Raw genomic sequence first — 12704 nt, 5'->3', positions numbered from 1 at the left:
GTCATCGTCCGGCCTCAGGCCGCCAGCGGGAAACCGGCGATCGTCGCGACCGTCACCAGCACGGTGATCGCGACGAAGTGCCAGTACAGGGTGACGTTGTGGATGTCGATGTCGTGTTCGGCGGTCATTCGCCCGGCCGCGCGGCGGGCGATGCAGTACAGCTGCATGATCACGCCGACCGCGATGTGCGCCACGGTCCAGCCGACCAGCAGCCACACCGTGGCCTGGTACGCGTGCGCGGTCGGGTCCATGCCGGTCAGCCACGGCCCGGCCAGCAGCGCGGCGCCGGCCGCGAGTGCCAACACCGCCGCGCTCGCGGCGGCGAGGTGGAAGCCGACGCCCGATACGCGGCGGTTGAGTCCGCGCGCCAGCACCGTCGCGGCCCATGCGGCAATCGCCAGCCCCAGCGCCAACGTCGGCCACAACAGGCCCGGCCCGGCGGCCGGATCCGCCGGGAAATCCTCGTGCACGGTCCAGAAGAAGAAGTAGCCGAACACCAGGCTGGCGAATGCGGCCATGTCGCCGATCATGGTGATGAACATCGCCCACCAGCCCACCGACACCTGCCCGGACGCGTACAGCGGCAGCGTCAATCCGAGCCCGACATCCTTCGATGGCTTTTCCGGCACCAGCGCGGTGCCGGTCCACAACCACACCAGGGTCGTGACCAGCGCCAGCACCGCGCTGATGCCCGCGGCGACGTATTGGCTGAACACCGGGAAGATGAAGGCGCCGCCGGTGAACACCGCCGCCCAGAACGTCACGAAGGTCGGCCCCGGGACGCGCAGGCATTGCTCCGGCACCGCATCGACCGGCGAGGTCACCAGCGTCTCGCGCCGGCCTTCCGGCGCATCGGCGAGGTAGAAACGCCCGCCGTCGACATCGCGCACGAGGTCCGGCTGGTCCCACAACGGATAGCGGCTGTGCACGACCGGGATCGAACGCACGCCCCACGGCCGCGACGGCATCTGCGACAGCCATTCCAGCGTCCCGGCGCGCCATGGATTGCGCTCGGAACGGCCGCGCCGGAACGCGGTCCGCAAGGCGTCGATCAGCAGCACCGCGAACCCCGCCGCCAGCACGAACGCACCCACCGTCGAGATCAAGTTGAGCAGGTCGAACCCCTGCCCGCCGCGATAGGTGAACACCCGCCGCGGCATCCCGCCCAGGCCACTGATGTGCATCGGCAGGAACGCGATGTTGAAGCCGGAGAACATCAGCCAGAACGCGATCCGCCCGGCCCGTTCCGACAACTGCTTGCCGACCACCAGCGGATAGAAGTAGTAGGTGCCGGCGATCACCGGGAACACCATGCCGCCGATCAACACGTAATGCAGGTGGGCGACGATGAAGTAGGTGTCGTGCGCCTGGAAGTCGAATGGCGCCATCGCGATCATCACCCCGGTCAGGCCGCCGAGCACGAAGATCACCAGTGCGCCGAGCACGAACAGCATCGGCACCGAGCGCACCACGCGGCCGGCCAGCACCGTCGCCAGCAGCGCGAAGATCTGCACCCCGGTCGGCAGCGCGACCGCCTGCGACGCCGCCGAGAAGAACGCCAGCGAGATGTTCGGCAGGCCGGTGGTGAACATGTGGTGGACCCACAGGCCGAAGCTCAGGAAGCCGGTGCCGACCGCGGCCAGCACGATCCAGCTGTAGCCGACGATCGGGCGCCGCGCGAACGTCGGCACGATCATCGCGACCAGCGCGATCGCCGGCAGGAAGATGATGTAGACCTCCGGGTGGCCGAAGATCCAGAACAGGTGCTGCCACAACAACGGGTCGCCGCCGCGCGCCGGGTCGAAGAACGGCCAGTCGAGCAGGCGCTGTGCCTCGAACATCAGATCGCCGGCGATCAGCGGCGGGAATGCGAACAGGATCATCGCCCCGACCACCAGGATGTACCACGCGTACAGCGGCATCAGGTTGATCCGCATGCCCGGTGGTCGGGTCTTGAGCACGCCGACGATCAGCTCGACCGCGGCCGCGATCGACGCGACCTCGATGAAACTCAACCCGAGCAGCCAGATGTCGGCGCCGAGCCCGTCCTGGTACTCGGTGGTCAACGGCGGGTACATGAACCAGCCGCCCTGCGGCGCGGCGTCGAAGAAGATCGAGCCGCAGACGAACACGCCGCCGATCAGGAAGCACCAGAACCCGTAGGCCGACAACCGCGGGAACGGCAGCTCGCGCGCACCGAGCAGCGTCGGCAGGATCAGGATCGAGAACGCCTCGAAGATCGGCACCGCGAACAGGAACATCATCACCGAGCCGTGCAGCGAGAACAGCTGGTTGTAGGTGGTGGCGCTGACGAAGTCGTTGTCCGGCAGCGCCAGCTGCACGCGCATCAGCAGCGCCAGCACGCCGGCGAACAGGAAGAACGTGATTGCGGTAGCCGTGTACCACGCGCCCACCTGGCTGTTGTTGACCGACGACCAGTAGCGCCAGCCGGTCGGGGTTTTCCAGGTTTCTTCGAGGCGCGCGGCCTGTGCGGGATCGCCGGTCATTGCAGACCCTCCAGGTAGCTCGCGATCGCGTGCAGTTCGGCCTCGGGCAGCATCCCGAACTCGGGCATCGGCGCTTCCGGTTTCACGCTGTGGGTATCGGCGATCCAGCGCTGGAAACCGGCGGCGTCGTTGGGCAAGGTGCCGGCCGCGAGGCGCAGGCGGCTGCCGACGTGGGTCAGGTCGGGGCCGACCACCCCGGCAGCCGCGGTGCCGCGGACGCTGTGGCAGGCACCGCAACCGGTGCTCTGGAACGCGCTTTCCCCGCGACGTGCAATCGGGTCGGATGGCGATGCGGCGGGTGCGGCCTGGTGCTGCAGCCAGCGTGCGAACGGCTCGGGTTCCATCACCACCACCGCCAATTGCATGAACGCGTGCGAGGTGCCGCAGTACTCGGCGCAGGCGCCATGGAAGGTGCCGGTGCGGGTCGGCTCCAGCACCAGCGTGGTGGTACGGCCGGGGATCATGTCGAGCTTGCCGCCGAGCGAGGGAATCCAGAACGAATGGATCACGTCGGGGCTGGTCAGGACGAACTCGACGCGCTGGCCGACCGGCAGGCGGATCTCGTTGGCCAGCACCACCGGCGCCGCATCGTCGGGCCGGTAGGTCACGCGCCACCACCATTGCTCGCCCGATACCGCGATGCGCAGGCCATCGTGTGGTGCGGGTTCGCGCAGTTGCGGCATCAGTATCAGCCCGTGCACCAGCAGTGCGCCGAGCACGACGGTGGGGATGATCACGCCGCCACCCACGATCAGCCAGCGGTGCGCGCGGCGGCGGTCGGGCGGGTCATCGCGCCGGCGGCCGGCATGCAGCGCGATGGCGACCACCACCAACCAGACGACGCCGGCACCGATCGCCATCAGCCAGAACAGGCGGGCGATGGTGGCCGCTTCGACGCCGGCGGGGTCGAGTGTCGAGGAGGCGCCGCCGCAGCCGGTCAGGACGACCAACGCAACGCCGCCCGCACAAAAGCGGTGCGTTATCCGTCGCATCCGAAGCCGGGCCGTGTCGGCTGTGGTTTCGCGCGGTGGCATCGCGAGTGCATGTTCCTTCGACGGAGACCCCGTCGAGGAGCCTGCCGTGGGGGGTCGAAACGGGTCGTGAAGGTTTGACGGTGGGCTATTGGGGTGGGTTACGGGGAAGCGTGTCGATCGACAGACGAGGGGTCAGAGAGTCGCGACTTACGTCGCTCCTACAAGGTGCCGGAAGTGGCTGGTATGCCGTGCATCAACGCCATACACCACACGCGCGACGCGGGGTCTTGGCTGGGGCGGGCCGAAGCGGCCATGGATGGCCGCGGCCGGTGAGTCGGCCAAGGATGGTCGACCGAACCGGTCGGCCCGCCCCGGCCAAGGCCCCGCCTCCCTCCGAAGCCGACACAAACAACAACGGCCCGGAAATTCCGGGCCGTTGCATGGATCGCGAGATCAGTCGGGGACTAGATCGCGTAGTACATCTGGTACTCAAGCGGATGCGTCGCGGCGCGGAACGCGGTGACTTCCTTCATCTTCAGACCGATGTAGGCGTCGATGAAGTCGTCGGTGAACACGCCGCCGGCCTTGAGGAAGTCGCGGTCCGCATCCAGTGCTTCCAGCGCCTGGTCGAGGCTGTGGCAAACGGTCGGGATGTTCTTCTCTTCTTCCGGCGGCAGGTCGTACAGGTCCTTGTCGGACGGCGCGCCCGGGTCGATCTGGTTCTTGATGCCGTCGAGGCCGGCCATCATCAACGCGGCGAAGATCAGGTAGCCGGAGTTCATCGGGTCCGGGAAGCGGAACTCGATGCGGCGCGCCTTCGGGTTGGAGACGTACGGGATGCGGCAGCTCGCGGAGCGGTTGGAGGCCGAGTACGCCAACATCACCGGCGCCTCGAAGCCGGGCACCAGCCGCTTGTAGGAGTTGGTGCTGGAGTTGGCGAAGGCGTTGATCGCGCGCGCGTGTTTGAACACGCCGCCGATGTACCACAGCGCCATCTGGCTCAGGCCGCCGTAGCCGTCGCCGGAGAACAGGTTGACCCCGCCCTTGGCCAGCGACTGGTGCACGTGCATGCCGCTGCCGTTGTCACCGACGAGGGGTTTCGGCATGAAAGTCGCGGTCTTGCCGTTGCGGTGGGCGACGTTCTTGATGACGTACTTCATCGTCAGCAGCTCGTCGGCCTTCTTGGTCAGCGAGTTGAACTTGGTGCCGATCTCGCACTGGCCGGCGTTGGCGACCTCGTGGTGGTGGACCTCGACTTCGATGCCGACCGCTTCCAGCGTCTTGCACATCTCGGCGCGGATGTCGTGCAGCGAATCCAGCGGCGCGACCGGGAAGTAGCCGCCCTTCACGCCCGGGCGGTAGCCGGTGTTGCCGCCTTCGTACTCGCGGCCGGAGTTCCACGCCGCCTCCTCGGAATCGACGTGGTAGAAGGTGTGGCCCATGTCGTTGGCGTAGCGAACCGAGTCGAAGATGAAGAACTCGGGCTCGGGGCCGAAGAACGCCTGCTCGGCGATGCCGCTGGACTTGAGGTAGGCCTCGGCGCGCTTGGCGATGCCGCGCGGGTCGCGGGTGTAGGCCTGCATCGTGGTCGGGTCGAGGATGTCGCAGACCAGGATCAGGGTCGGGTCGGCGGTGAACGGGTCCAGGATCGCGGTCGAGGGGTCGGGCAGCAGCACCATGTCGGACTGGTGGATCCCGCGCCAGCCGCCGATCGAGCTGCCGTCGAACATCTTGCCGTCCTCGAACAGCGCCGGCTCGACGATCGAGGCCGGGAAGGTCACGTGGTGCTGCACGCCGCGCATGTCGGCAAAGCGCAGGTCGACGAATTCGACCTTGTGGTCGCGGATGAGTTTTTCGACGTTCTCGATGGACATGGCGGGCTCGCTGGCGGGAAGGAAGGACACTGCTTTGCTTCAGAGCAAGCGTCGTGCCAAGTTTCATCGAACACAAGCTGTTGATTTTACTCGACCCGCTGGGATCTGGTTGAGATAATTGCCCTCTGTTGGTGCGACGGACCCGTGGTCGCACCATTCCGGTGCGAGCCGGTGACCGGGTATTCTGCGCCAACGACTCCCGCACCTGTCCCCATCCGGCCCCGTCTCCATGACCGACCTGCTCGCCGCGCTGTTGCTCGGCATCATCGAAGGCATCACCGAATTCCTGCCGATTTCCAGCACCGGGCACCTGCTGATCGCCCAGCACTGGCTCGGTGCGCGCAGCGCGCTGTTCAACATCGCGATCCAGGCCGGCGCGATCGGCGCGGTGGTGCTGATCTACCGCAAGCGGTTGTGGGGCATGGCGGTCGCGTTCGCCGGCCACGACGCGCCGGCGGAGTACGACCCGCTGGGGATCACCGCGACGCCGGCGCAATCGCGCGACTACGCGTTCAAGCTGCTGGCGGCGTTTGCGGTGACCGCGGTGGGCGGCCTGTTGGTCAAGGCGCTGGGCTGGGAGTTGCCGACCGCGATCGCGCCGATCGCGTGGGCGCTGGTGATCGGCGCGGTATGGATGCTGGTCGCCGAACACTTGGCCGCGCGCCGTGCGGAAAAGCTCGGCGAGCGCACCGCGATCAGCTGGACGGTGGCGGTGCTGGTCGGCATCGCGCAGGTCGTGGCCGGGGTGTTCCCCGGCACCTCGCGCTCGGCCGCGACGATCTTCGTGGCGCTGCTGGCGGGCACCACCAACCGCGCCGCGGCGACCGAATTCGCGTTCCTGGTCGGCATCCCGACGATGTTCGCCGCGACCGGTTACGAGGTGCTGGAGCTTTACCTCGACGGCGGCCTCGGCACGGTCGACTGGACCGAGTTGTCGGTGGCGTTCGTGGCCTCCGCGGTGACCGCGTTCATCGCGGTGAAGTGGCTGCTGCGCTACATCCAGAGCCATCGCTTCACCGCGTTCGCGGTGTACCGGCTGGCGCTGGGGTTGGCGTTGCTGCTGTGGTTGCCGGCCGGCAACTGAGGCGTAACCCCATCTGCACGGTTGGTGCGTTTCCATGGGTTTCCCGGATTCCATGGACATTTGCCCGATGAACATCCACCGCACCTCCAGCGCCACGCTGGCCCTGTTGCTGCCGCTGGCGCTTGCCGCCTGCGCGGGCGGCGACCGCACACCGACGTCCGAGCCAACGGCACGGATGCCGCCACCGGCGAGTAACGACACCGCCGGTCCCGGTCCGGGGTCCCACATGCTCGGCGGCCAGAAGTGGCACCTGAGCGCGGCGACCGACGCCGACGGCCAGCGCATCGACGCGCTGTTCCCGGCCGATGACCGGCCGCTCACGCTGGAGTTCAAGGACCGCAATGTCGGCGTGTCCGGCGGCTGCAACCGGATTGGCGGCAGCTACGAGGTCGATGCGCAGGGCCGGCTGCAGGTCGGCCGGTTGAACTCGACGATGATGGCCTGCGACGAGGCGCTGATGCAGGCCGACCAGGCGATCAGCGCGCTTCTGGCGCAGCCGCTGCTGCCGCGGATCGAGGAGACCGCACCTCCGCGGCTGAAGCTGGAGTCGGCCGATGGCGGCAGCTCGACCTGGATCGGCGAGGCCACCGCCGAGACGCGTTATGGCGGCCCCGGCGAGACCGTGTTCCTGGAGGTCGCGCCGCAACGCGTCGCCTGCAACCACCCGCTGATCCCCGACCACCAGTGTTTGCAGGTGCGCGAGATCCGCTACGGCGACAACGGCGTCAAGCAGTCGCCACCGGGCGAGTGGCAACCGCTGTACGAGGAGATCGAGGGCTTCGAGTTCGTCGCCGGCGAGCGCAAGGTGTTGCGGTTGAAGAAGTTCAAGCGTGATCCCGCGCCGGCGGATGCCTCGTCGATCGCCTACGTGCTCGACATGGTGGTCGAGTCGGAGATCGCGCCGGCGGAATGAGGCGCGCGTCGCGTCGCCGCTGGACCGGCACGCCGGCTCAGCGTGCGACTGCCGGATGCAGCGAGTAGGTGCCGTGCACCAGCGCTTCGGCGAGCACGTGGCCATGGATCGCGCGCATCACGTCGGCGGCGGTGAAGCGGTCCGGCACGTCGAGACGGTCGACGTCGAGCGCGAACAGCCGGAAGAAGTAGCGGTGCTCGCGCAGGTCGTTGGGCGGCGGGAACGGGCCATCGAAGCCGAACCAGTCGCCTGCCAGCGCGTCATCGCCGGCGAACCATCCGGTGTAGTCGTTCAGTCCCTGTCGCGCACCGGCCGGGCCGGCGGGGTCGCGCTTGCCGTGTTTGGTGACGCCGTCGCTGCAGCTGCCGGCCGGAATCGTGCGCAGGTCGGCGGGGAGGTCGACCATCGCCCAGTGGCAGAACTCGGTGCGCGGCTGCGACACCGGGATCTCGACGCCGTCCTTGTTGACCATCTCGGCGACGGTCGGCGCGTCGGTGTCGACGCACAGCAGAGCGAACGAGCGGGTGCCGGCGGGCACGTCGTCCCAGACCAGCTGCGGATTGCGGTTGCGGCCGAAGCCGACCGCGCCGTCCGCATCGCGCACGCCGAGCGCGAACTCGGCCGGGATCGCGCCGCGGTGATCGAAACTGTCGCTGTGGATGCGCATCGGGAGGCTCCGTGTGGGATCCACGGAGTCTGCCAGATGCGGGGTTGGCGTCGCAGCGGATGCCCGAGCCGCCTTATGCCGCTTCCCTGCAGGAGCGACGTCAGTCGCGATTTCACTGATACCCGGGATCGCCGTGCATTCGCGACTTACGTCGCTCCTACACAGGGCAAACGCGCGGTGCCCGGGTGGCATCAGTCCTCGGCGTAGCCCAGCCGGCGCGCGACCGGTGCCAGCAATTTGAACGCTTCGCCCAGCGGCTCGGCGAAGGCACGCCAGTGGCCGGCGGGGAAGCGGCTGGGGCCCATGGCCTGGGGCGGAGGGGCAGGCAGGCGGGTCTGCAGGGCGCCGGCAAGCGCGGTGGCGATCGCGGCGGGATCCTCGGCAATGCCGTCCATCCGCAGCAGGCGGTGCGGCAGCAGGTCGTGTTCGTGCAGGTCGGCGACCTGGCCCAGCACCTGCGCCAGCCACTGCGCGCCGGCTTCCGGGGTCTCCAGCGCGAACGGCGCCGGGGCGCCGAACGCGAGCCAGTCCAGCAGCATGTCGCGTGGGTCGCGCAGCACCACCAGCAGCAGTGCCTCGGGCAGGTGCGGACGCAGCGCGAGCAGTGCGGCGTTGTCCCACCACAGCAGCCAGTCGAACACCTGGCCGTCCTTGACCCCGCGCGCGGGCAGCGCCGCGCGCCATTCGGCGACCAGCGCGGCCGGGTCGGCGGAACCACCGGCCAGCGCGTCGATGGTCAGGTAGCGCTGGAACAGGTCGACCGGCGGCTGCGCGCCAAAACGATCGGCCCGCACCGGGGCACCGGCGTTTGCGAGGGTGGCGGCGACACGCTCGACCAGCGAGCCCGGCGCGCCCCACAACAGCACCACTGCGGCGGCAGGCTGGTCGAGCACGGCCTGTTCCGGCCACTCCTTGCGCGGCGCGCTGGGTTGCGGCAACGGCAGCCGCTGCGGCACCACTTCGGCGTGCAACTCGGCCCAGGTCGCGGCGGCCGCGTCGGGCTGGCCGGCAATGTCGAGGGTGCGGCCCATCAGTTGGCGCAGGTTGCGTTTGGCCGCCTCGCCATCGGCGCCCGCCAGCAGCCGCTCGACATGGTTGATCGCCTCGTCGGGATCACGCTTGAGTTCGGCATCGATGACGCGCAGCTCGGCGCGGGCGTGGCCGGGTTGCAGCTCGAGTATCCGGCGCGCCACCGCCTCGGCCTGGTCGGCCTCGTCGTGGGCATCGTGCAGGGCGATCTGAGCCTCAAGCGCCGGCACGAAACCGGGCATCGCTTCCTGCCAGCGCGCGAGCACGGCGCGGGCGCCGTCGCCGGCGAACTCCTCGAACGCCAGCCGCGCGTGCCACAGGGCAACGGCCTGCGGATGCGCGGCGAGCAACTGGTCCAGGCGGCCGCGCGCGCCGTCGGTGTCGTTGAGCCGCTGCCAGGCCTCGACCAGCGCCGCGACCGCGCGGCGGTCATCGGGCTGGGCCGTGACGGCATCGACCAGCAGGTCGCGGGCCTGCTCGTTGCGGCCGGCCTGCAGTTGCATTTCGCCGACGGTGCGGCGCAGCGCCGCGGTCGCGGCGGGATTGTCGAGCAGCGGCGCGAGTTCGTCGGCGGCCTCGCCGGGGCGGCCCTGCCGGCGCAACAGGTCGGCGATCAGCGCGCGCAGCGACAGCGAGTCCGGCTGGCCTTCGAGCAACTTGCGGAACGCCTGCTCGGCGAACGCGAGGTGGCCCTTGGCGAGATACGCAAAGCCCAGCGCATGGCGCAGGGTCGGCTCGCCGGGGAAACGCTCGGAGGCTTGGCTGAGGATCGCCAGCGCGCGGTCCGCGTCGCCGCGACGCAGCGCGAGGGTGCCTTCCAGCGCGGCGACCTGCGGGTGTTCCGGGGCAATCCGGGCACCGGTGCGGGTCAGCCGCTCGGCTTCGTCGAGCTCACCGCGACCCAGCGCGAGCTGGGCCTGAACGATGTACGCGGGGAACTGGTTGGGGTCGAGCCCGATGCTGCGGGCGAGCGCGGCCTCGGCCTCGTCGAGCTGACGCTCTTTCAACAACAGGCCGGCGCGTTCGAGGTGCAGGTTGGCGTCGTCCGGCGCCAGCGCAATGGCGTGGTCGATCGCCGCGATCGCGCCTTCACGGTCGCCCGACAACCGCAGCGCGCTGGCCAGCAGGCGTTGCGAAGTCGGGTCCTGCGGCTCGGCGGCAACGGCCTCGCGGGCGGCGGCCAGGGCCTCGTCGGCAGCGCCGCGGCGCAGGGCGTCGATGATCGGTTCGTGCATGGAAAGCTCGGGGTTCGATGACAGCCCGCGATTGTAGCCGTTGCCTGCCGGTCGACTCGTTCACCGTTACCGTGCTTCGGTATGATCGCGATGATGAATGCGCCGCTGGCACGTAGTTTCCGCTATCTCTACCGCGTGCCGATGCTGGCCTGGCACCTGCTGGTCGACCTGCCGGTGGTGTTGCTGCTGATGCCGCTGTCGCACGGCCGGGTGATCGACGGTGAACGTGTCGACCATCGCCTGGTGCGGGCCTGGTCGGCCGGGTTGATGCGGGTGTTCGGCTTCCGCATGCAGCGCTTCGGCACGCCGTTGCCGGGCGCGGCGATGTTCGTCGCCAACCATGTCAGCTGGATCGACATCGAGGCGCTGCACAGCCAGCGGATGATGGGTTTCGTCGCCAAGCGCGAGATCCAGGGCTGGCCGGTGGTCGGCTGGATGGCCGGGCGCGCCGAGACCATCTTCCATGCGCGCGGCAGCACCGAGTCGCTGGGCGGGGTGCTGCACGAGATGCTGGGGCGGCTGCGCAACGGCCGCTCGGTCGGGGTGTTCCCCGAGGGCGGCACCCGCGGCGGTCGCGAGATCGGGCCGTTCCACGCGCGGATCTTCCTGGCTTCGGTCGAGGCCGGCGTGCCGGTGCAACCGGTGGCGCTGCGCTATGGCGCGGGCGGCTCGGCGCAGACGGTGGTCGCGTTCGCGCGCGGCGAGGGATTCCTCGGCAACTTCGTGCGCCTGCTCGGCGAACCGGCGCGGGTGGCGGAAGTGCATTTCCTCGAACCGATCGCCCCGGGCGAGGCCGAGGGCCGTCGCCGCATCGCCGAACTCGCGCGCGAGCGGATCATCGCCGCGATGGCGCGGTGATGGCGGACGCGAGCGACTTCCGCCCGCCGCGCTGGCTGCGCAACGCCCACCTGCAATCGGCGCTCGGTTCCAGCAATGCGCGACGGCGCATCGGCCAGGCCCGGCTCGCGGCCAGCGGTGCGGTGACGACCGAACACCTGGTCGACGGCGGCGACGGGGTTCGCCTGCAGGGGCTGCACAGCGCGCGACCGGATGTCGCCGCGCCGCGTGGGCTGGCCCTGCTGCTGCACGGCTGGGAAGGCAGCGTCGAATCAAGCTACATGCGGCTGACCGCGGCGCAGCTGCTGGCGGACGGCTTCGAGGTGTTCCGGCTCAATTTCCGCGACCACGGCGACACCCACCACCTCAACGAGGAGATCTTCCACTCGTGCCGGATCGACGAGGTGGTGCTGGCGGCGAAGGACGTCGCCCGGCGCTTCCCGTTGCGACCGATGGTGGTGGCCGGCTACTCGCTGGGCGGCAACTTCGCGCTACGGCTGGCGTTGCGCGCGCCGGCCGCGGGCCTGCAGCTGGCGCACGTCGCCGCAGTCTGCCCGGTGCTCGACCCGGCGCGGACGATGGACGCGATGGAAGCCGGGCTGCCGTTCTACCTGTGGCACTTCGAGCGCAAGTGGCGCAGCTCGCTGGCGCGCAAGCGCGCGCTGTTCCCGCAGCGGCACGACTTCGACGACCGCGTGCTCGGCCAGCGCATGCGGCCGCTGACCCAATGGCTGGTCGAGCGCCAGACCGACTTCGGCACCCTCGAGCGCTACTTCGACGGCTACACCATCGGCGGCGACCGGCTGGCCAACCTGCAGGTCCCGGCCAGCATCCTGACCGCGGTCGACGACCCGGTGATCCCGTTCGCCGATTTCGAACGCCTGCAACTGCCAGCCAGCGCGCGGCTGGAGGTCTCGCCATGGGGCGGCCACTGCGGCTTCATCGAGAACGCCCGGCTGGACGGCTACGCGGAACGCTGGATCGCCCGCCAGCTCGCTACCGCGATTGACATGACGCCCCTGTAGGAGCGGCTTCAGCCGCGATCGGACAATCGTTCGCCCGCACCCACTCCCGATCGCGGCTGAAGCCGCTCCTACAAGAGCGCGGGCCATTCGCGGACGATTGCGGCCTCAGCGCGCGCTGATCACCGCCAACGTCAGCCGCGAGATGCACACCAGCTCGCCGGCCTCGTCCTCGATCCGGATTTCCCAGACCTGGGTGCGGCCGCCGACGTGCGCCGGCCGCGCGGTGCCGATGACGTTGCCGCTGCGCACGGCGCGCACGTGGTTGGCGTTGATCTCGATGCCGACGCAGACCCTGCCTTCGGGCACGCACAGGTTGCCGGCACTGCTGCCGAGGGTTTCGGCCAGCAGCACCGAGGCGCCGCCGTGCAGCAGGCCGTAAGGCTGGCGGGTGCGCTCGTCGACCGGCATGGTGCCGCGTACGAAATCGTGGCCGATCTCGGTGAACACGATGCCCAGCGGCTCCATCGCGGTGCCGCGCGAAAGCTCGTTGAGGCGCTCGACGCTGGTGTCGCGACGGAACGGCGAGGGAACGGTGGCGGCGGGTTCATTCATCCGGCCA

10 protein-coding genes are annotated in these 12704 nt (G+C 69.5%); 4 read left to right on the top strand and 6 right to left on the bottom strand.

The window, feature by feature from the left end; all coding sequences use genetic code 11:
• Window positions 1-14 precede the first annotated feature (14 nt).
• From ctaD to glnA, 3 genes are all read right to left on the bottom strand, one after another.
• Entirely contained in the window at window positions 15-2507 is a 2493-nt protein-coding gene (gene ctaD / locus ACT9F5_RS09965; RefSeq protein WP_445119790.1) for a cytochrome c oxidase subunit I, read from the bottom strand.
• Window positions 2504-3457 (bottom strand): cytochrome c oxidase subunit II, encoded by a 954-nt coding sequence (gene coxB / locus ACT9F5_RS09960; protein WP_445119789.1) that lies wholly within the window; start codon window positions 3455-3457, stop codon window positions 2504-2506. Before coxB ends, ctaD begins: the two co-directional genes overlap by 4 nt.
• Before the next feature lie 488 nt (window positions 3458-3945).
• Entirely contained in the window at window positions 3946-5355 is a 1410-nt protein-coding gene (gene glnA / locus ACT9F5_RS09955) for a type I glutamate--ammonia ligase (RefSeq protein ID WP_445119788.1), read from the bottom strand.
• 229 nt (window positions 5356-5584) lie between these two features.
• On the opposite strand from glnA, the gene ACT9F5_RS09950 reads away from it, so the two are divergent.
• The gene (locus ACT9F5_RS09950; RefSeq protein WP_445119787.1) at window positions 5585-6439 is read left to right on the top strand and encodes an undecaprenyl-diphosphate phosphatase; all 855 of its coding nucleotides are present in this window, start codon (window positions 5585-5587) and stop codon (window positions 6437-6439) included.
• A gap of 67 nt (window positions 6440-6506) precedes the next feature.
• Complete coding sequence (locus ACT9F5_RS09945) at window positions 6507-7352, top strand: DUF4377 domain-containing protein (RefSeq protein ID WP_445119786.1); 846 nt, start codon at window positions 6507-6509, stop codon at window positions 7350-7352.
• A gap of 37 nt (window positions 7353-7389) precedes the next feature.
• Here ACT9F5_RS09945 and ACT9F5_RS09940 read toward each other — a convergent pair whose 3' ends face one another.
• Window positions 7390-8019, bottom strand: coding sequence for a YbhB/YbcL family Raf kinase inhibitor-like protein (locus tag ACT9F5_RS09940; RefSeq protein WP_445119785.1), 630 nt, complete (start codon window positions 8017-8019; stop codon window positions 7390-7392).
• Between the two features lie 191 nt (window positions 8020-8210).
• Window positions 8211-10283 (bottom strand): tetratricopeptide repeat protein, encoded by a 2073-nt coding sequence (locus ACT9F5_RS09935; RefSeq protein ID WP_445119784.1) that lies wholly within the window; start codon window positions 10281-10283, stop codon window positions 8211-8213.
• A gap of 93 nt (window positions 10284-10376) precedes the next feature.
• Here ACT9F5_RS09935 and ACT9F5_RS09930 point away from each other — a divergent pair, with 93 nt between their 5' ends.
• Both ACT9F5_RS09930 and ACT9F5_RS09925 read left to right on the top strand, forming a co-directional pair.
• The gene (locus tag ACT9F5_RS09930) at window positions 10377-11141 is read left to right on the top strand and encodes a 1-acyl-sn-glycerol-3-phosphate acyltransferase (protein WP_445119783.1); all 765 of its coding nucleotides are present in this window, start codon (window positions 10377-10379) and stop codon (window positions 11139-11141) included.
• Complete coding sequence (locus ACT9F5_RS09925) at window positions 11141-12145, top strand: alpha/beta fold hydrolase (protein ID WP_445119782.1); 1005 nt, start codon at window positions 11141-11143, stop codon at window positions 12143-12145. Before ACT9F5_RS09930 ends, ACT9F5_RS09925 begins: the two co-directional genes overlap by 1 nt.
• Before the next feature lie 105 nt (window positions 12146-12250).
• On the opposite strand, the gene ACT9F5_RS09920 is transcribed toward ACT9F5_RS09925, so the two are convergent.
• Entirely contained in the window at window positions 12251-12697 is a 447-nt protein-coding gene (locus tag ACT9F5_RS09920) for a hotdog fold thioesterase (RefSeq protein WP_445119781.1), read from the bottom strand.
• Window positions 12698-12704: the final 7 nt, after the last annotated feature.

The sequence above is a fragment of the Lysobacter sp. F6437 genome, assembly GCF_052547215.1.
The sequence above is the reverse complement of the archived record's forward strand: the minus strand, read 5'-3'. Positions and strand labels throughout refer to the sequence as shown.